This window comes from Nonomuraea maheshkhaliensis, assembly GCF_039529435.1.
GTDB lineage: Bacteria > Actinomycetota > Actinomycetes > Streptosporangiales > Streptosporangiaceae > Nonomuraea > Nonomuraea maheshkhaliensis.
This window is the reverse complement of the sequence record NZ_BAAAMU010000099.1, coordinates 18653-37223: the sequence shown is the minus strand read 5'-3', so window position 1 is coordinate 37223 and position 18571 is coordinate 18653. Positions and strand designations below refer to the sequence as shown.

17 protein-coding genes are annotated in these 18571 nt (G+C 71.7%); 9 read left to right on the top strand and 8 right to left on the bottom strand.

Annotation, left to right across the window (positions count from 1 at the left end):
- The coding region (locus tag ABFX54_RS42075; protein WP_346112494.1) for a serine/threonine-protein kinase at positions 1 to 1012 on the bottom strand (1012 nt) is incomplete at its 3' end.
- 120 nt (positions 1013 to 1132) lie between these two features.
- Positions 1133 to 1972: an LLM class F420-dependent oxidoreductase gene (locus tag ABFX54_RS42070; protein ID WP_346112492.1), complete on the bottom strand. Its 840-nt coding sequence runs from the start codon at positions 1970 to 1972 to the stop codon at positions 1133 to 1135.
- A gap of 89 nt (positions 1973 to 2061) precedes the next feature.
- Between ABFX54_RS42070 and ABFX54_RS42065 the strand changes: the two genes are divergently transcribed.
- From ABFX54_RS42065 to ABFX54_RS42045, 5 genes are all read left to right on the top strand, one after another.
- The gene (locus ABFX54_RS42065) at positions 2062 to 3309 is read left to right on the top strand and encodes an LLM class flavin-dependent oxidoreductase (protein WP_346112490.1); all 1248 of its coding nucleotides are present in this window, start codon (positions 2062 to 2064) and stop codon (positions 3307 to 3309) included.
- Complete coding sequence (locus tag ABFX54_RS42060) at positions 3306 to 4178, top strand: TIGR03619 family F420-dependent LLM class oxidoreductase (protein WP_346112489.1); 873 nt, start codon at positions 3306 to 3308, stop codon at positions 4176 to 4178. The genes ABFX54_RS42065 and ABFX54_RS42060 overlap by 4 nt, the downstream gene beginning before the upstream one ends.
- Before the next feature lie 61 nt (positions 4179 to 4239).
- Positions 4240 to 5058: a HipA family kinase gene (locus ABFX54_RS42055; RefSeq protein WP_346112488.1), complete on the top strand. Its 819-nt coding sequence runs from the start codon at positions 4240 to 4242 to the stop codon at positions 5056 to 5058.
- Positions 5055 to 5432, top strand: a complete 378-nt coding sequence (locus tag ABFX54_RS42050; protein ID WP_346112486.1) for a DUF3037 domain-containing protein — start codon at positions 5055 to 5057, stop codon at positions 5430 to 5432. The genes ABFX54_RS42055 and ABFX54_RS42050 overlap by 4 nt, the downstream gene beginning before the upstream one ends.
- Before the next feature lie 70 nt (positions 5433 to 5502).
- Positions 5503 to 7206: a SpoIIE family protein phosphatase gene (locus ABFX54_RS42045; protein ID WP_346112485.1), complete on the top strand. Its 1704-nt coding sequence runs from the start codon at positions 5503 to 5505 to the stop codon at positions 7204 to 7206.
- Positions 7207 to 7223: 17 nt separating this feature from the next.
- On the opposite strand, the gene ABFX54_RS42040 is transcribed toward ABFX54_RS42045, so the two are convergent.
- On the bottom strand, positions 7224 to 8066 hold the full coding sequence (locus tag ABFX54_RS42040) for a GNAT family N-acetyltransferase (protein WP_346112495.1): 843 nt from the start codon (positions 8064 to 8066) through the stop codon (positions 7224 to 7226).
- Between the two features lie 72 nt (positions 8067 to 8138).
- Positions 8139 to 9752 (bottom strand): alpha/beta hydrolase, encoded by a 1614-nt coding sequence (locus ABFX54_RS42035; protein WP_346112484.1) that lies wholly within the window; start codon positions 9750 to 9752, stop codon positions 8139 to 8141.
- A gap of 149 nt (positions 9753 to 9901) precedes the next feature.
- On the opposite strand from ABFX54_RS42035, the gene ABFX54_RS42030 reads away from it, so the two are divergent.
- Positions 9902 to 10690: an NAD-dependent epimerase/dehydratase family protein gene (locus ABFX54_RS42030; protein WP_346112483.1), complete on the top strand. Its 789-nt coding sequence runs from the start codon at positions 9902 to 9904 to the stop codon at positions 10688 to 10690.
- 71 nt (positions 10691 to 10761) lie between these two features.
- On the opposite strand, the gene ispG is transcribed toward ABFX54_RS42030, so the two are convergent.
- Together ispG and dxr are read right to left on the bottom strand one after the other, a co-directional pair.
- Positions 10762 to 11925, bottom strand: coding sequence for a flavodoxin-dependent (E)-4-hydroxy-3-methylbut-2-enyl-diphosphate synthase (gene ispG, locus ABFX54_RS42025; RefSeq protein WP_346112481.1), 1164 nt, complete (start codon positions 11923 to 11925; stop codon positions 10762 to 10764).
- 39 nt (positions 11926 to 11964) lie between these two features.
- Positions 11965 to 13155: a 1-deoxy-D-xylulose-5-phosphate reductoisomerase gene (gene dxr / locus ABFX54_RS42020; protein ID WP_346112480.1), complete on the bottom strand. Its 1191-nt coding sequence runs from the start codon at positions 13153 to 13155 to the stop codon at positions 11965 to 11967.
- A 198-nt stretch (positions 13156 to 13353) separates the two neighbouring features.
- On the opposite strand from dxr, the gene ABFX54_RS42015 reads away from it, so the two are divergent.
- The gene (locus ABFX54_RS42015; protein WP_346112479.1) at positions 13354 to 14424 is read left to right on the top strand and encodes a trypsin-like serine peptidase; all 1071 of its coding nucleotides are present in this window, start codon (positions 13354 to 13356) and stop codon (positions 14422 to 14424) included.
- A 55-nt stretch (positions 14425 to 14479) separates the two neighbouring features.
- Positions 14480 to 15601 carry a trypsin-like serine peptidase gene (locus ABFX54_RS42010; RefSeq protein WP_346112477.1) on the top strand — a complete coding sequence of 374 codons (1122 nt, stop codon included), beginning with the start codon at positions 14480 to 14482 and terminating at the stop codon, positions 15599 to 15601.
- 49 nt (positions 15602 to 15650) lie between these two features.
- On the opposite strand, the gene ABFX54_RS42005 is transcribed toward ABFX54_RS42010, so the two are convergent.
- The gene (locus ABFX54_RS42005; protein WP_346112476.1) at positions 15651 to 17078 is read right to left on the bottom strand and encodes an aldehyde dehydrogenase family protein; all 1428 of its coding nucleotides are present in this window, start codon (positions 17076 to 17078) and stop codon (positions 15651 to 15653) included.
- Positions 17079 to 17419: 341 nt separating this feature from the next.
- On the opposite strand from ABFX54_RS42005, the gene ABFX54_RS42000 reads away from it, so the two are divergent.
- On the top strand, positions 17420 to 18046 hold the full coding sequence (locus ABFX54_RS42000; RefSeq protein ID WP_346112475.1) for a TetR/AcrR family transcriptional regulator: 627 nt from the start codon (positions 17420 to 17422) through the stop codon (positions 18044 to 18046).
- On the opposite strand, the gene ABFX54_RS41995 is transcribed toward ABFX54_RS42000, so the two are convergent.
- On the bottom strand, positions 18012 to 18571 hold a 560-nt coding region (locus ABFX54_RS41995; RefSeq protein WP_346112474.1), incomplete at its 5' end, for a PucR family transcriptional regulator. The genes ABFX54_RS42000 and ABFX54_RS41995 overlap by 35 nt on opposite strands.

Below are 18571 nucleotides of genomic sequence, written 5' to 3'. Positions count from 1 at the left end.
GGCCCCGGGGCGCCGGGCCCCCCCCCCCCCCCCCCCCCCCGCCCCGGCGGGAGGGGGGGGGGAGCCCGCCCCGCCCGCCCGGCTGCCTGGCCTTCGCACCGGCCGGAGCGGGCCGCGACGGCTCGGCGGGCTCGCCAGGCCGGCCAGGGGCGCTGACGCCGGCGGCGGGGCCGACGGCGGCCATCGCGCCCGTGGACAGCAGGTCTCTCTCGCCCGCCGGCTGCCCCAGCAGGCGGCGCAGCACCTCTTCCGCGTCCGGCCGCTCGCCCGGCTCGGTGGCCAGGCACGCCTCGACGATCTCGCGCAGAGGCCCGCTCAGCGGGCCCAGGTCCGGCTTGCCGTAGAGCACCCTGGCCAGGATCTCCTGGTGGGTGTCGGCGGTGTACGCGGGCCGCCCTGAAGCGGTGTAGGCGACGGTCAGCGCCCAGGCCCACATGTCGGCGGGCGGCCCGGCCGGCTCGCCCTTCATCCGCTCCGGCGCCATGTAGGCGGGCGTGCCCATGGGCGCGTGGGCGGTGGCGGCGGCGTCGACCAGCCGCGACACGCCGAAGTCGATCACCCGGGGCCCGTCGAGGCCGAGCAGCACGTTGCCCGGTTTGAAGTCGCGGTGCACGACCCCGGCCCGGTGGATCGCTCCGAGTGCGGTGGCGGTGCCGATGGCCAGGCGCTCCAGCGAGCCGCCCCGCCGGGGCCCTTCGGCCATGATGTGCTCGCGCAGCGACGGTCCGTCGACGTATTCGCTCACCAGGTAGGGCCGGTCGCCTTCGAGATCCGCGTCGAGCAGCTGGGCCGTGCAGAACGCGGCCACCCTGCGTACGGCCTCGACCTCCCCGAGGAAGCGGCGCCGCCCGTCGGGATCGCCCGACAGGCTCGCGTGCAGCAGTTTGACCGCGACCGGCGCCTGCTGCGGGGAGTGGCCCAGGTAGACGACTCCCTGGCCACCCTGACCGAGCCTGCGCGTCAGCCGGTACGCCCCGAGCTGTCGGGGATCATCGGCACGTAGCTCGGACATATCGTTCCATTATGCCCGCTGACCTAGGTGGACGGCGTACTGATCGAGCAGCGGCGACATCGATTCAGGCCACGCCCGAACCCTTCCCCGCGCGGGTGACCTCGCCTCGCGTCCCGCGCTTCACCTTGATAACGATCTGTACGCGGTGCGATCTGACACCATGGCGGCGTACTCGTCCAGCACCGGCAGCACCACGTCGGCGGGCCCGCTGGGCAGGTTGGCCACCGACTCGGTGATGCCGAGCCCGGCGTAGTAGTCGAGCTTCTCCTTGGTGGGCCGGATGGCGAACGGGATCACCTCTGCCATCGGCCGCCCGGCCCGCTCGCACGCCTCGCGCAGCGCCGGCAGAGCCGCCTTGACGCCGCGCCCGCCGATCGGCATCCATCCGTCGGCGTACTCGGCCACGTGCGCGAACAGCTTCGGCCCCGCGGCGCCACCCACGTACACCGGAGGAGTCTTGGCAGGCTTCGGCCAGGACCAGGAGGGCTCGAACCCGTCGAAGGAGGTCACCTCGTCGTGCCACAGCGCCCGGATGGCCAGCATGTTGCGCCGCGCGACCTCCCGGCGCTCGCCGTACGGCACCCCGTGGTCCTCGATCTCCTCCACGTTCCAGCCGAACCCGATGCCGACCGTCAGCCGCCCGCCCGACAGCCGCTCCAGCGTGGCCAGGGCCTTGGCCGTGACGATGGGGTCGCGCTGGGCGGCGAGCAGGATGCCGGTCCCGACGCGCAGCCGCTCGGTCGCGGCGGCGGCGAAGGACAGGGCGACGAGGGGGTCGTAGGTGCGCTTGTACTCCTCGGGCAGCTCTCCCCCGACCGGGTACGGCGTGCGCCGCGAGACGGGGATGTGGGTGTGCTCGGGCAGGTAGAGCGAGTAGAAGCCGCGCTCCTCCGCCGCCCTGGCCAGGTCCTGGACCGGCATGGCCAGATCCGTGGCGAACATCGTGACCCCGAGCCTCATCCGTCCTCCCCGCAAGCGAACCAAGCGATTGCTCGGTTAAGATTTCCAGAGTACCTTGCAGAAGACCATCCCGCGGAAAGAGGTCCCCGGTGAAGTTTTCTATCTTCCTGAATCCGCAAATTCCAGGCTCTGGGTACGCAGCCGAGGAGAACGCCAGGGCCAAGCGCCCGATCGGGCGCGACACTGAGTCGTACCAGAGACTGCTGCACGAGGTACGGGAGATAGCCGTCCACGCCGACCAGATCGGGTTCGACGCGCTCATGATGACCGAGCACCACTTCCACTCCGAAGGGATGGAGTTCTCGGTCAACCCGTTGATGTTCCTCACCGACCTGGCCGCCAGGACCGAGCGGATCCTGCTCGCGCCGCTCGGACTCGTGCTGCCCGCCTGGGACCCCATCAGGGCGGCCGAGGACGTGGCCCTGCTCGACCAGTTCAGCAAGGGACGGCTGCGGCTGGGCGTGGCGCGTGGTTACCAGAACCGCTGGATGAACGTCCTGGGCCAGCGCTGGCAGGCCGCCGCCGCCCGCTCCGACGGCTCGGCCAGCGACACCCGCAACTTCGACGTCTTCGGCGAAGTCCTGAAGATCATGAAGCTGGCGTGGACCGAGGAGACACTCCGCTACAAGTCGGACGTGCTCGACTACCAGGTGCCCTACCCGTACGACGGCATCGAGGGCTGGCCCGCCCAGGAGTGGACCAGGACCTTCGGCGCGCCCGGCGAACTCGACGAGGACGGCAAGGTGCGGGCGGTGTCGGTCTGCCCCCGGCCGTACCAGAACCCCCACCCCGAGCTGTGGCAGCCGTTCACGATCTCGGACCGGTCGGTCATCAGGGCGGCGCAGGAGGACATCCTGCCGTGGATGTTCACCCCCAACCCCGACGACCACGCCGCCAAGGCCAAGCTCTACCAGGAGGAGTCGGCCAAGCAGGGCCGCCACTACAAGCTGGGCGAGCACACCGGCATCCTGAAGATCGTCGGGATCGCGGACACCACCGAGGAGGCCATCAACACCTTCGGCCGCAGCATCCCCAAGGACTTCGCCGCCTTCTTCGGCCCGTTCGGCTACCTGGAGGTGCTGCGCAAGAAGGAGGACGAGAAGCACAAGCCCATCTCCCCGGAGAAGGGCGACGCCAAGCGCATGAACGACGTCGAGATGGCCCTGTTCGGCACCCCCGACGACGTCAAACGCGGCATCCAACGCATGCTGGACCGCATGCCGGACCTGGAGTGGTTCGGCCTCTACATGCAGGGCCAGCAGGGCGTGCTCCCCCTCGACACCGTCAAGCGCAACCTGGAACTGTTCGCCACCAAGGTCGCCCCGGAGTTCCGATGAGATTCTGGCTGGGAGCCTCCTTCGCCGACAGCGACCAGTTCGTGGAGCTGGCGCGGGCCGCCGAGCGGTGCGGGTTCGACGCGCTGACGCTCTCCGACCACCTCTTCTACGCCGACTTCGCCTCGCCGTACCCGTACTCGAGGTCCGGCAGGCCGCGCTGGGACGCGGGTACGCACTGGCCGGACGTCTGGGTCACGATCGGCGCCATGGCGGCGGTCACCAGCACCCTGCGCTTCTCCCCGAACGTCTACATCGCGCCGGCCCGCGACCTGTTCACCGTGGCCAAGCTGGTCTCCACGGCGGCGGTGCTGTCGCACGACCGGGTGACGTTCGGCGTGGGCGTCGGATGGTGCAAGGAGGAGTTCCTAGGCACCGGCCAGGACTTCCACACGCGCGGCAAGCGCCTGGACGCGATGCTGCCGGTCCTGCGCTCGCTCTGGTCGGGCGAGACGGTCACCGTGGACGGCCTGCCGCCGCTGTCGATCTCACCCACCCCCGCCGCCCCCATCCCCGTGTACGTGGGCGGCGACAGCGAGGCGGCGCTGCGGCGCGCGGCCCGGCTGGGCGACGGCTGGATCGGCAACCGCATCTACACCGAGGAGCAGTTCGACACCGTCCTCGCGGACCTGCGCGGCCACCTCGACGCCAACGGCAGGAGCATGGACGGCTTCGAGATCATCGCGCCGCTGGCGGTGCCGCCGGAGGCGGAGACGTACCGCCGCTTCGCCGACAAGGGCGTGACGGGGACGATGGCGGCGCCGTGGTGGCTGGCCACGCCGGAGGAGAAGGCCCGGTACGGCGAGGGCACGCTCGAACTCAAGATCGCCACCATGGAGCGCTTCGCCGAGGAGGTCATCGCCAAGATGTGATGTCCCGCGACCGGGCAGGCCGACCGGCGTAGCTCCGCTCAGGGGACGATAGCCTCGTCTCGTGCTGGAAAAGGTCACAGCCACCCGTTACGTGACTCCACTGCGGGAGGGCGGGTCGCTGCCCGGCGTCGTCGAGGCCGACGACCTCGGCACGTACGTCGTGAAGTTCCGCGAGGCCGGCCAGGGCCGCAGGGTGCTCGTCGCCGAGATCATCGCCGCCGAGCTGGGCCGCCGGCTGGGGCTGCGCACACCCGAGCTCAAGCTCATCGACCTCGATCCGCAGCTGGGCGCCAGAGAGCCGGACGAGGAGGTCCAGGACCTGCTCAAGGCCAGCACCGGGCTCAACCTGGCGGTGGACTTCCTGCCCGGCGCGCTCGGGTTCGAGCCGCTGGCCTGGGTGGCCGATCCGCTGTTCGCGGCCAGGGTGATCTGGTTCGACGGCCTGATCCACAACATCGACCGGAGCTGGCGCAACCCCAACCTGCTCGTCTGGCACCACGAGACCTGGCTGATCGACCACGGCGCCGCGCTGTGGTTCCACCACAACTGGCGCACCGCCGACCCGCAGCGGCCGTTCGACGCGAGTGACCACGTGCTCGCCCCCTACGCGGGCGACGTGGGCGCGGCGGGCGCCGAGCTGGCCGCGAAGATCACGCCGGAGCTCCTGGAGGGCGTGACGGCGCTGGTGCCGGACGAGTGGCTGGCCGGCGAGCCGGGTTTCGACTCGCCCTCCGACGTACGCGCGGCGTACGTCGAGCATCTGCTGCGGCGGGCCCACGGGCCCGGCGGCTGGCTGGTCACCGGCGGGCAGGAGCGGGGCCGCAGGACGGCGGGCCCTGGATCGGTCGGCGAGTTCTGGCGGGGAGGCGGCGACCGGTGATCAGGGACGTCTACGAGTACGCGGTGATCCGCGTGATGCCCAAGGTCGAGCGGGGCGAGCTGATCAACGCCGGCGTGCTGCTCTACTGCCAGCCGCGCGGCTACCTGTGCGCCCGGGTGGCGCTGGACCCGGCGCGGCTGCGGGCCCTCGATCCCCACGCCGACGTCGAGGGGGTGCGCCGGGCGCTCAGCGCGTACGAGCTGGCCTGCGGCGACGAGGCGGGGGCGCTGGCCACCGAGTCGCTCGGGGGCAGGTTCCGCTGGCTGACCGCCCCGCGCAGCACGATCGTCCAGGCGGGCCCGGTGCACGCGGGGCTGACCGCCGACCCGGACACCGAGCTGGCCCGCCTGTTCGACCAGCTCGTCCGGGTCTGACCCCACCCGATGGTGCGGTGATAAGGGAGATCGTTGGGTAGAAGGCGCAAAGGGGAAGGGAGAGCCGGTCATGAGCGTGCCGTCCGGAGACGCCGAACGGTCCCTCGTCATGGGCGGCAAGCGCCCCTTCGACCTGGATGACCTCGTCGACGCGGGGGCCTACGTGGTGGACGACGGCGGCCGCATCATGCAGGTCAACTCGCGGGCCGAGCACCTGCTGCGGCGCGGCGCCGGAGAGCTGATCGGCCGCGACGCCCACGACCTGCTGCACCGCGGCGAGCGCGGCCAGCCGCTGCCGCGCAGCCGCTGCGAGATGCGTGGCCCGCTCCTGGCGGGCGGCAGCGCGCAGGGCGCGGAGCAGTGGCTGGAACGGGGAGACGGCACCCTGATGAAGATCTCCTGGCTGGTCACCCCGTGCCAGAGCGACGACCCTCTGACCAGTGCCCTGGTGATCTTCCACGAGGCCGGCTCGGGCGAGACCGAGCCGCCGGAGCCGTCCCCCGTCCACACGCCGATGTCGGAGCGCGACCGGCTGGCCCTGCTCGCCGAGACGACCACGACGCTGACCTCCAGCCTCGACGTCAGCGAGACCCTGCGCCAGCTCGTCCGGCTGGTGGTGCCGCTGCTGGCGGACTGGGTGGTGATCGACCTGTTCACCGAGGAGGGATCGGTCTCCCGCGCGGTCGTGGTCCACTTCGAGAACGGCACCCTGACACACCGCGACGAGCTGGAGGAGCTGCTGCCACCGCTGGCGCGGGAGTCGCCGATGCCCCTGGCGCGGGCGCTGCGCGGGGTCGCCGCCGCGCTGGTGGGGCCCGAGGACTACCGGGGCCGCCCCGACTCCGCCATCACCGCCGCCCAGCAGCACCTGATGGAGGTGACCGGCATCCGGTCCGCGTGCATCGCCCCGATCCGCGGCGTGCGCGAGGTCGTCGGCGCGGTCACCCTCGGCCGCGCCGAGCGGGCCGAGCCGTTCACCACCGACGACATGCTGCTCACCGAGGACATCGCCCGCCGCGCGGGGCTGGCGCTGGACAACGCCCGCCTGTACGAACGGCAGCGGCGGGTCGCCGAGACCATGCAGCGCCATCTGCTGCCCCAGTTGCCCATGGTGCGGGGGCTGGAGATGCGCGCCTGCTACGTGCCCGCCCCTGACGCCTCACAGGTCGGCGGCGACTGGTACGACGCCTTCCTCATGTCCGACGGCTCGGCGGGGCTGGTGATCGGCGACGTGATCGGCCACGACCTCGACGCCGCCGCGGGCATGGCGCAGGTCTGCAACATGCTCCGCGCGTACGCGGGAGAGCTGGAGGAGCCGCCCAGCATGGTCATCGACCGGCTCGACCAGGCGGTGGCCCGTATGGCGGACCCGACGATGGCCACCGTCGTCTTCGCCCGCGTGGAGCACGCGAACGGCGGCTGGCAGTTGCGCTGGACGAACGCGGGCCATCCGCCGCCGCTGCTGGTCGAGAGCGACGGGCGGGCCCTCTTCCTGGAGGAGGCGAGCGGGCTGCTGCTCGGCACCGGCCACCGCCTGCCCCGTGAGGACGCCGTCGTGCCGCTCTCGCCGGGCTCGACCGTGCTCTTCTACACCGACGGCCTGATCGAGTCGCCCAGCCACGCGCTCGACGACGGCCTGGAACGGCTGAGCACGCAGGCCGCGGGCTTGATCGGGCAGCCGCTGACCGCCTTCTGCGACCGGTTCCTGGCCAGTGTCCGCCCGGCCGACAACGACGACGACGTCGCGCTGCTCGTCCTGCGCGTCCCCGGCTGAGCGCGCCCCGCGTACAGCTAGAAGAGCACCGACATGAAGGTGTCGACCTCGCGGAAGCCCACCTTGCGGTAGACCGAGCGCGCCGCGTGGTTGTAGTCGTTGACGTAGAGCGTGACGATCGGCGCGAAGCAGCTCATCGCGGCGTCGACCACGGCGGCCATGCCGGCCACCGCGTGGCCCCTCCCCCGCAGCTCGGGCGCCACCCAGACCCCCTGGATCTGGCAGGCGTGCGGCGTGACGGCCCCCACCTCGGCCTTGAACACGACCCGCCCGTCCTCGATCCGGGCGTAGGAGCGGCCGATCCTGATCAGCTCGGCCACCCGCGTGCGGTAGAGCGCTCCACCGTCACCGAGGTTGGGCGAGACGCCCACTTCCTCCGTGAACATGGCCACGCACGCCGGCAGCAGGATGTCGAACTCCTCCGGCCGCACCCTGCGCACCAGCGGGTCGGGCGGCACCGGCGACTTGTGCGAGATCGCCATGACCGGCTGCGCCCAGCGGATCGCCCGCGCCCGCCCCCAGTGCGGCTCCAGCCGCTCCCACAGCAGCGCGACGGCGTCGGCGGGGCCCACGATCGAGGAGCACCGCCGGCCCTGCTTGCGCGCGCGGTCGACGAAGGCGTGCACGGCTTCGGGACCGGCGTTGACCGGCACCAGGTTGGCGCCGGCGTAGCAGAGTGACACGAGGCCACCGCGCGGCCCGAATCCCCACATCTGTCCGCCGAGTCTCGCCGGGTTGAGTCCGACGGCCCGCACTCGGGAGGAGACGAAGACGTTGGCGACCGGGTCGGAGTCAAGCAGCGCGAGAACTTCGTCCCGGTCGTTGTCGTCGAGCACGCGCGACGCCGATGTACGCAGCATCACACGGTCAGACTACGCGAAGGGTCACCGAATGGCTCATCTGGAACTGCCGACGGTAACCCTTTCTTGACGTCAGCCTCCGCGCAGCTCGTCCAGCGCGCCCAGAATGCCGAGCAGCGCGTGCCTCTTCGGCTCCTGCGACGTCATGTGCTCGGCCGGACGGGGCTCGGCGGACGCGGCGCACCGCGTGTCCCTGGCCGGCAGGGTGCCGTCCCTCAGGTACGCCGCCAGGTGCCCGTCCACGCACGTGTTGCCCGACAGCGAGACGCCGTGGTTGCCGCCGCCCTCCAGCACCATGCGCGAGCGCGGGAAGAGCGCCGCCATCCGCTGCGCGCCCCGGTAGGGGGTCGCGGCGTCGTGCCTGGACTGCAGGAGCAGGATCGGCGGCAGCTTCGGCGACTGGCGCACCTGCACCGGCGTGCCGCCCCTGACCGGCCAGAACGCGCAGGGGGCGTTGAACCAGGCGTTCGGCCAGGTCAGGAACGGCGCCTGCTGGTGCATCGCGGCCATGTCGGTCCGCCAGGTCGCCCACTGGCGCGGCCACTGCGCGTCGCGGCACTGGACGCTCAGGTAGACGGCGTAGCCGTTCTCGTCGGCGGCGTCGTTCTTGCCGTGCCTCTCGTAGATCTCGGTCAGGCCCTTGACCTCGCCCCTGCGGACGTACGCGGACCAGGCCTGGGCGAACAGGGGCCAGACCCTGTCGCTGTAGCCGGCCACCGTGAACGTGTCGTCGAGCTCGCTCGGCCCGACGACCCCGCCGGCGGGCCGGGAGCGGAGCCGGTCGCGCATGGCGTAGTAGGCGAACGAGGTCTGCTTCGCGGTGGCGCCCAGCTTGTAGACGCCGTGGTGCTTGGCGGTCCAGGCCAGGAACTGGCGGTGGCGGTGCTCGAAGGAGCGGTCCTGCCTGAGGTTGGACTCGTACCAGACGGCCGTGGGGTCGACGATGCTGTCCATGACCAGGCGCTTGACCCGGTCGGGGAAGAGGGTGGCGTAGACGCCGCCCAGGTAGGTGCCGTACGAGTAGCCGAGGTAGCTGATCTTCTCCTCGCCCAGGGCGGCCCTGATGACGTCCATGTCCCTGGCGGAGTTCTCGGTGGTCAGGTGGGGCAGCAGCCAGGACCAGCGGTTGCCGCACGCGGTGGCGAACTCGGCGGCCCGGCGCAGCAGCACCCGCTCCTCGACCTGCCCGCGCGGCACCGCGTCGGGCCTCGGGGGCTTGTAGAAGACGTCCGGGTCCACGCAGTGCACGGCCGGCTCGCTGCCGCCGACGCCGCGCGGGTCGAACCCGACGATGTCGTACCGTTCGGACACGTCGGCGGGCAGGGACGTCGCCACCAACTCGGTCAGCTCCCGTCCAGGAGAGCCGGGCCCGCCCGGGTTGAGCAGCAGCGTGCCCAGGTGATTGGCGTCCCGCGCCACCTTGGCCTTGATCCGGTTGACGGCGATCTTGATGGACTGGCCCCTGGGCTGGCGGTGGTCGAGCGGCACGCGTACGGTGCCGCATTCGAGCGCCGCCGACACCGTCTTGCCCGCCACCTTCGGACAGGCGCCCCAGACCACCGCAGCCGCCGGCCGACCGGCCGCCTCCGCCGCCGCTTCCCTGCCGGCCACCGCCGCACCGTCCGCGCCGACCATCCCGGCGATGAGCACCGCCGTACCGGCGACAACCCCAGCTACCCGCTTCACCCGGCCTCCTCCCTCGTCATAGGCCTAGCGATGCTCCCGTGCGGGGCCTGGGACGGTTCCGGGTATGGCGAAAAGCTTGCCAATTTGTGATCGATCAATGACAGGGAGTGAAATCCAGGAATGTCGGTGGCCGCTGGCAGACTCGCCCCATGACCATGGAGACCGTCGTTCTCACCGGGGCCGCCGGCCGGGTCGGGTCCGTGCTGCGCGAGCCCCTGCGCCGCCGCCTGACGCGCCTGATCTCGGTCGACCGCGTGCCGCTGACCCCCGGAGGCGCCGGCGAGGAGGTCCACCGGGCCGAGCTGAGCGGGCCCGACGACGTGGCGGCTCTGCTGCCTGGGGCCGACGCGATCGTCCATCTGTCCGGCGTGCCCGACGAGGCCCCGCTTGCCGACCTGCTCGACGCCAACGTGTCGGGCACCCACCACGTGCTGGAGGCGGCGCGCCGCACCGGCGTCAGGCGGGTGGTGCTGGCCAGCAGCAACCGTCTGACCGGCTGCTACCCGGCGAGCGTGACCGTCTCACCCGGCATGCCGGCGCGCCCCGACGGCCTTTACGGGGTGAGCAAGGTCGCGGTGGAGGCGCTGGGCCGCCTCTACGCCGACAAGTTCGGCCTGGAGGTGGTGTGCCTGCGCATCGGCAGCCTGGAGCCGGAGCCCGGCGAGCCCCGCCATCTGGCCACCTGGCTCAGCCCGCGCGACTGCGCCGGCTTCTTCTGGGCCGCGCTGACCACGCCGGGCCTCACCTTCGCCGCCCCCTACGCGGTGTCGGCCAACACCCGCCGCTACTGGGAGCTGGACGACCGCCTCGGCTACCACCCTCTTGACGACGCCGAAGCCCATGCCGACCGCATCCCGGGAGTGGCCGCCCACTTCACCGGCGACCCCCCGCAGGGCGGCGCCTTCGCCGACCCCGCCTACACCCTCCCGCACCTCTGACCCCGCGCGAGGTTCGCGCCGGGATCATCGGCTCGCGACCGTAGGGCCGAGGCGAGAGAACCCCGCCGGGATCAGCCGACCGTGACCGTGGGGCCGGAGTCGTCGTCGAGGTCGACCTCGACGCCCATCTCCTCGGCCAGGCGCAGCGCCTCCTCGATCAGCGTCTCGACGATCTGCGACTCCGGCACCGTCTTGATGACCTCGCCCTTGACGAAGATCTGGCCCTTGCCGTTGCCGGAGGCCACCCCGAGGTCGGCCTCGCGCGCCTCGCCGGGCCCGTTGACGACGCAGCCCATGACGGCCACCCGCAGCGGCACCTTCAGCCCCTCAAGGCCCGCCTGGACCTGGTCGGCCAGGGTGTAGACGTCGACCTGCGCCCGCCCGCACGACGGGCAGGAGACGATCTCCAGGCCGCGCTCGCGCAGCCCGAGCGACTCCAAAATCTGGTTGCCGACCTTGACCTCCTCGACCGGAGGGGCCGAGAGGGAGACCCGGATGGTGTCGCCGATGCCCTCGGCGAGCAGGGCGCCGAACGCGACGGACGACTTGATGGTGCCCTGGAAGGCCGGCCCGGCCTCGGTCACGCCGAGGTGGAGCGGGTAGTCGCACTCGGCGGCCAGCAGGCGGTAGGCGTTGATCATCACGACCGGGTCGTTGTGCTTGACCGAGATCTTGATGTCGCGGAAGCCGTGCTCCTCGAACAGCGAGCACTCCCACAGCGCCGACTCGACCAGCGCCTCGGGCGTGGCCTTGCCGTACTTCTGCAGCAGGCGCGGGTCGAGGGAGCCGGCGTTGACGCCGATGCGGATCGGGACGCCGGCGTCGGAGGCGGCGCGGGCGATCTCGCCGACCTTGTCGTCGAACTTCTTGATGTTGCCCGGGTTGACCCGGACGGCCGCGCAGCCCGCGTCGATGGCGGCGAAGACGTATTTCGGCTGGAAGTGGATGTCGGCGATCACCGGGATCTGCGACTTCTTGGCGATGACGGGCAGCGCGTCGGCGTCGTCCTGGGACGGCACGGCGACGCGGACGATCTGGCAGCCGGACGCCGTGAGCTCGGCGATCTGCTGCAGGGTGGCGTTGACGTCGGCGGTCACCGTCGTCGTCATCGACTGCACCGACACGGGGGCGTCGCCGCCCACGGGCACGCTGCCGACCATGATCTGGCGGGAGTGGCGGCGTTCGGCGAGCGGCTTGGGACGCACCGTCGGGATGCCGAGAGCTACAGAAGTCATTTCAACCCTTACTGTGACGACGCTTTCCAGTTTAGGTAGCTAGCGGGACTGCCCGGTTGTGAGTTCGGCCGCACGGGCGCGAGCCCAGGCGTCGGCCGCCAGCACCTCTTCGACGGAGTCGGCGGGGGTCACCTCGTGCTCCTCGACGACCTTGGCCACGGTGTCGACGATGGCCAGGAACGGCAGCCCGCCCCGCAGGAACGCCTCAAGGCACGCCTCGTTGGCGGCGTTGTAGACGGCGGGCGCCGTGCCGCCCTCGCCGCCGACGTGCCGGGCGAGCGCGACCGAGGGGAAGGCCACGTCGTCGAGGGGCTCGAACGTCCAGGTGTGGGCCTTGGTCCAGTCGATGGCCCGCGCGGCGCCCGGGATGCGTCTGGGGTGGCCGAGCGCGAGCGCGATCGGCAGCCGCATGTCGGGCGGGCTGGCCTGGGCGATGGTCGAGCCGTCGACGTATTCGACCATGGAGTGGATCACCGACTGCGGGTGCACGACCACCGCGATGCGGTCGAAGCCGAGGTCGAACAGCAGGTGCGCCTCGATCACCTCCAGCCCCTTGTTGACCAGGGTGGCGGAGTTGATCGTGATGGCCGGGCCCATGGACCAGGTGGGGTGCGCCAGCGCCATCTCGGGCGTGACGCCGGCCATCTCCTCGCGCCGCATGCCCCTGAACGGCCCGCCGCTGGCGGTGATCACGAGCTGTTTGACGGCCGAGGAGTCGTAGCCGGCGGGCCCCGCGGCCCACAGGGACTGCTGCACGGCCGAGTGCTCGGAGTCGACCGGGAGGATCTGGCCCGGCTTGGCCAGCCGCTTCACCAGCGGCCCGCCGATGATCAGCGACTCCTTGTTGGCCAGCGCGAGCGTGCGGCCCGCCTCGAGCGCGACGAGGGTGGAGGTCAGCCCGAGCGCGCCGGTGATGCCGTTGAGCACCATGTCGCACGGCCATCCCGCGACCTCCGCGACCCCCTCGTGGCCGGCGAGCACGACCGGCCGGGCGCCGAGCGCGGCCAGCGCCTCCTTCAGCGCGGGCACGGCCGCGGGGTCGGCCACCGCCACGGCCTCGACCCCGAACTCCGCGGCCTGGCGCGCCAGCAGCTCGACCTTCCCGCCACCGGCCGCCAGCCCGGCGACCTTGAAGCCGCCGGGGTTGGCGGCGATGACGTCGAGGGCCTGGGTGCCGATCGAGCCGGTGGAGCCGAGCACGACCACGGAGCGGAGGGTCTCTTCATGCACGCGTCCATTGTCCCCGCTCTTCGGCGTACTCGGGCACGCGGGACCCCAGGCCCCAGAAATCCCCTCCTTATGTGGCACGTGATAAGGGAGTTCATTTGTGCCGGAATATAGCTATATCGGTATGAGCAAATCTTGAGAAATCTGGATATTGATCCCGCTACCTTCCTAGGCCCAGGTCCGGTTTACGGAGGTTACGTAATGCAACGCAAATTCGCCCTGCTTTCCGCCACCACGCTCACCGCCGCCGCCCTCACCGCCGCCCTGGCCCCGCCCCCCGCGAGCGCGGCTCCGGCGCAGCCCCAGCAGCGGGTGCAGGCCCAGGGACAAGTGCAGGCGCAGGGACAAGTGCAGGCTCGGGTGCCGGCGCAGCCGAAGCCCGCCCAGCGGGCCGCCGCCGACACGGCCACCGAGCGGCGGCAGGTCATGACGTACTGGACGGAGCGGCGGATGGAGGCCGCCAAGCCCTTGGACGCGCCGAGGCCCAAGGCCGGGCTGACGGCGGACACGCCCGAACAGGGCAGCTCTTGGACCGCTCCACCCACCCGCGGCCGGTCCGGCGCCGGCGTGGACCTCCAGGCGGCGCGGAGCGGGGGCGAGGCGTGGACCGGCGGCGGCGCGGTCGCCCGCACCACCGGCCGCATCTTCTTCACCACCCAGGGCCGCAACGCCTCCTGCTCGGGCACGGCGGTGACCAGCGCCAACAAGAGCGTGGTGCTGACCGCGGGCCACTGCGTGAAGATGAACGGCGCCTTCCACACCAACTGGGTCTTCGTCCCCGGCTACGCCGCCGGCAACCGCCCCTTCGGCACCTGGCCCGCCACCAGGCTGCTGACCACCCAGCAGTGGAACGCGAGCGAGGACATCAACTTCGACGTCGCCGCCGCCGTGGTCGCACCCCTGGAGGGCAAGACGCTGGTGGACGCCGTGGGCGGCCAGGGCGTGGCCTTCAACCAGCAAAGACGCCGGCAGATGTACGCCTTCGGCTATCCCGCGGCGGCCCCGTACGACGGCTCGAAGCTCGTCTACTGCTCGGGCCGCGCGTTCGACGACTTCCTCGCCTCCAACGACCTGGGCCTGACCTGCGACATGACCGGCGGTTCCAGCGGCGGCCCCTGGATGCTGAATTTCAACGAGTCGACCGGCCTCGGCACCCAGAATTCCGTCAACAGCTTCAAATACAACTTCGCCCCCAACTGGATGTTCGGCCCCTATTTCGGAAACGAGGCCCAAGCCGTCTACCAAGCAGCACAAAGCACCAACGCACTCTGAGGAATTTACCGAAAGTAGTCACAAGAACACATCTCGTAGTGCACACTCGGGGGCCATGACCTTGAGCACCCCCCTGCTTGCGGCGGCCCCGCTTCTGGCAGGGCTGATCGGCCCCGCGCTCATCGGCGCGGCCCCCGCCCGCCAGCAGGCCGACCGACCGGCCGTCGCGCCCGCCCACACGGGCGGGCGCGCGACCCAGAACATCATCGGGCACGGCAGTACGAGCACGGCCGGCGACATCGTCGAGCACGTCGCCGCCAGATCCGCCGCCGACCAGCGGCGCGTGCTCGGCTACTGGACTCCCGAGCGCATGGCCAAGGCCCTGCCGATCGGGCTGCTGGACATCGTGACCGACGACGGCCTGCTGAGCGGGCTCACCGGCAGCGCGGACCTGCGCACCACCCCCGAGCTGACCGGCCGCAAGGCGGACCTCACCGTCCCGCGCGAGCTCGTCGGCACGCACCGCATGGCCGGGGCCCGCCCCGACACCAGCACGATCGGCGCCCGCTGGATGACCGGCGGCCTGGTGTCCAGGACGACGGGCCGGGTGTTCCTGACCGTGGCAGGGGCCGACTTCGTCTGCTCGGCCAGCACCGTCAAGAGCGCCAACAGGGACGTCGTGGTCACAGCCGGCCACTGCGTCAAGGACGGCGCGGGCGCGTGGGCGGCGAACTGGACGTTCGTCCCCGGGTACGGCACGCGCGGCGCGCACCCGTACGGCCGGTACACCGCCCGCCGCATGTTCGTCGCCGGCCCCTGGTCGCGCGGCGGCGACGACAACTACGACGTGGGCATGGTGGCGCTGGCCACCTCCCACGGCAAGCACGTGGCCGACGTCGTGGGCACGCAGGAGATCGCGTTCGACGCGGGGCGCGGCGGCCAGGCGTTCGGCTTCGGCTACCCGGCCGACCCCCCGTACGACGGCGGCCACCTCGTCTACTGCGCGGGCCGGCTCAAGGACGACCCGTACGGCCAGAGCCGCGACCAGGGCCTCGGCTGCGACATGACCGCCGGTTCCAGCGGCGGGCCGTGGATGACGAAGTTCGACCCGGCCACGGGCAAGGGCACGATCATGTCGCTGAGCAGCTTCAAGTACAGCGACGACCGGCGCACGATGTACGGCCCGTACTTCGGCCAGACGATCAAGGCCCTCTACGCCACGGCGCAGAACGCATGACGTGAGGCGCCGCCACCCGGCCAGGTGGCGGCGCCCTACCGATCATGCGTCAGAGGCTCAGCCCGGTCAGCACCATGACCTTCTCGTAGGTGTAGTCCTCCATCGCCGAGTGCAGCCCCTCGCGCCCGACCCCCGAGTCCTTCACCCCGCCGTAGGGCATCTGGTCGGCCCGGTACGACGGCACGTCCCCGACGATCACGCCGCCCACCTCCAGCTCCCGGTTCGCCCGGAAGGCCGCGTCCAGCGAACGGGTGAACACCCCGGCCTGCAGCCCGTACTTGGAGTCGTTGACCATCGCGTACGCCTCGTCGATCGAGGCGGCCGGCTGGAGGATCATGACGGGCCCGAAGACCTCCTCGCAGGCGACCTTGGCGTCGTGCGGCACGTCGGCCAGGACCGTCGGGGCGACGGTGGCGCCCTCGCGGGTGCCGCCCGCCAGCACCTTGGCGCCGGCCGAGACCGCCTCCTGGACCCACTGCTCGACCCGCGCCGCGGCGGCCTCGGAGACCAGCGGGCCCACCTGCGTCTTCTCGTCGGCCGGGTCACCGGTGACGAGGGCGGCGACGGCGGGGACCAGGCGTTCGACGAACGCGTCGTAGACCGGCCGCTCGACGATCACCCGCTGCACCGCGATGCAGCTCTGACCGGCCTGGTAGTTGGAGTAGAGCGCGATGCGCTGCGCCGCCCAGTCGAGGTCGGCGTCGGCCAGCACCACCGCGGCGGCGTTGCCGCCCAGCTCCAGCGTCACGTGCTTGCGCGGCACCTGGTCGGCGATGGCGTAGCCGACCGGGGCCGAGCCGGTGAACGACACCACCGGCAGCCTGGGGTCCTGGACGAGGGCGGAGGCGCGCTCGTTCTCGATCGGCAGCACCGAGAACATGCCGGCGGGCAGGTCGGTCTCGGCCAGGATCTCGCCTAGCAGCAGCGAGGACAGCGGCGTCGCGGGGGCGGGCTTGACGATGACGGGCGCGCCGACCGCGATGGCCGGGGCGACCTTGTGGGCGACGAGGTTGAGCGGGAAGTTGAACGGGGTGATCGCCAGCACGGGGCCGTGGGGCACCCGCGAGACGTAGGCCAGGCGGCCGGCCGCCGCCGGCTCGGTGTCGAGCCGCTGCACGCCGCCCGACCAGCGGCGGGTCTCCTCGGCGGCGAACCGGAACGTGGCCACGGCCCGGCCGACCTCGCCGCGGGCCCAGACGATGGGCTTGCCGTTCTCGGCGGTGATCAGCTGGGCGATCTCCTCGGCCCGCTCGGCGATGCGGCGCGAGACGTGGGCCAGGGCCTCGGCCCGTACGTGCACGGGCAGCGCGGCGGCCTCCTTGGCCACCGCGTGGGCCGCGGCGACGGCCTCCTCCACCTGGGCGTCGGTCGGCACGGAGTGCCGGGCGACCTCGCGGCCGTCATGGGGGTTGGTGACAGTGAGCTCGGTGTCCCCGGTCGCGGCGCGGCCGGCCAGCCAGAAGGTACGCACGTCCATACCTCGACGTTATGCCAAGGCGTGGGCAGGGGATTCACACCACGTTGCACAAGAGCCTCACGAGGGCTCACCGTTAAGTACAAGCTCCGTTGTATACCCAGGATGTAACAGAAGTAGACCTAATTCGGGATGTTTACCATGCGGAGTGGTTTGAGGGATCTCCGCCTTGGCTAAGTCATCGGGTGCGGGTCTCCAGCGCGGTGGGCCCCCGATCAGAAAGGCGTGGGCCCAGTGACCGAACAACGTGAGGTCACAAGGACGCAGAGCCAGTCCTTGGGCCGGTCTTCGGGCCGTTCCGTGGACAGGTCCGTGGGCAGGTCCGTGGGCACGAAGGAGGTCTCATGACCTCCGCGCCGCTGGGGCTGCAGGGCGCCTACCTCCTCGGTGAGCGCGCCACTCACGACGAGCTTCGCTCCCGCCTCCTCGACGTCGCCGTCAACCTGCTGCGGACCGACGGGCCGGAGAGCCTGACCATGCGCAGGATCGCGGCCGAGGCGGGCTGCACGACGACCGTCATCTACACGATGTTCGGCAACAGGGAGGGCCTGGCCGAGGCGCTCTACCTGGAGGGGTTCGAGCGGTTCCGCCGCTTCCTGGAGGCCGTGCCGCAGCGGCGCGACCCGCTGGAGCACCTCCACGCGCTCGGGCCCGCCTACCGGCAGGCGTGCCTGTCCGAGCCCGGCTACTACAGCCTGATGTTCGAGCGGGCGATCCCCGGCTTCGAGCCGAGCGAACGCGCGAGGACGCTGGCCAGGGCCGCGCTCAACATCCTCGATCGGGTGATCGCCGACTGCATCTCGGCCGGCCACCTGATCCCGACTCAGCCGCGCAAGATCGCCGACGCGCTGTGGGCCGCGGCCCAGGGGGCGATCAGCCTGGAGCGGGCGGGGCACCTGCGTGACGGCCGCACGTACGAGGCCGTGACCATGGCGACTATCTGCTGCTATCTGGTGGAGAAGCCGAAATAGCCGGGTTGCGGGCCGCCTCCAGGGCGAGCCACAGCTCCGCGCGCACGCCCGGATCGTCGAGGTCGCGGCCGAGCAGCTCGGTCACCCGTCGCATGCGGTAGCGCAGGGTGTGCCGGTGCACGCCCAGCCGCTGCGCCGCCGTCTCCCAGTGACCGTTGCCTTCCAGGTACGCGCGCAGCGACGCCACGAGGTCGGCCCTGGAACCGTACGCGGTGAGCGGGGCCAGGACCGCGGCCGAGAACGCCTGGGCGGCGGCCGGATCGAGCAGCCCCAGCAGCCCTTGACCCGCCAGCTCCCCGAACCCGACCACGGACCCGCTCCCCTGCCCCGCACCGCCCCTGCCCCCGCCCGCCGCCCCGCCTTCCACCCCGCCCGCTCCGGGGCCTTCCGCGTCGCGGCGTGCGGCATCACGGCCTGCGGCGGCGTCACGGCTCCGAGCGGCCTCCAGGGCGCGCCTGGCCTGGTCGAGCGCGGTGCTCAGGGCGGTGGCGCCGTACCCGGCCGGCCGGCTCAACCCGACCGGCG

What these genes read in the sequence shown, in the direction of transcription:
- ABFX54_RS42015 (WP_346112479.1), top strand. Translation starts at nt 13,354, where the DNA reads ATGCAACGCAAATTCGCCCTGCTTTCCGCCACCACGCTCACCGCCGCC.
- ABFX54_RS42040 (WP_346112495.1), bottom strand. Translation starts at nt 8,066, where the DNA reads ATGCTGCGTACATCGGCGTCGCGCGTGCTCGACGACAACGACCGGGAC.
- ABFX54_RS42030 (WP_346112483.1), top strand. Translation starts at nt 9,902, where the DNA reads ATGACCATGGAGACCGTCGTTCTCACCGGGGCCGCCGGCCGGGTCGGG.
- ABFX54_RS42010 (WP_346112477.1), top strand. Translation starts at nt 14,480, where the DNA reads ATGACCTTGAGCACCCCCCTGCTTGCGGCGGCCCCGCTTCTGGCAGGG.
- ABFX54_RS42070 (WP_346112492.1), bottom strand. Translation starts at nt 1,972, where the DNA reads ATGAGGCTCGGGGTCACGATGTTCGCCACGGATCTGGCCATGCCGGTC.
- ABFX54_RS42000 (WP_346112475.1), top strand. Translation starts at nt 17,420, where the DNA reads ATGACCTCCGCGCCGCTGGGGCTGCAGGGCGCCTACCTCCTCGGTGAG.
- ABFX54_RS42060 (WP_346112489.1), top strand. Translation starts at nt 3,306, where the DNA reads ATGAGATTCTGGCTGGGAGCCTCCTTCGCCGACAGCGACCAGTTCGTG.
- ispG (WP_346112481.1), bottom strand. Translation starts at nt 11,925, where the DNA reads ATGACTTCTGTAGCTCTCGGCATCCCGACGGTGCGTCCCAAGCCGCTC.
- ABFX54_RS42045 (WP_346112485.1), top strand. Translation starts at nt 5,503, where the DNA reads ATGAGCGTGCCGTCCGGAGACGCCGAACGGTCCCTCGTCATGGGCGGC.
- ABFX54_RS42005 (WP_346112476.1), bottom strand. Translation starts at nt 17,078, where the DNA reads ATGGACGTGCGTACCTTCTGGCTGGCCGGCCGCGCCGCGACCGGGGAC.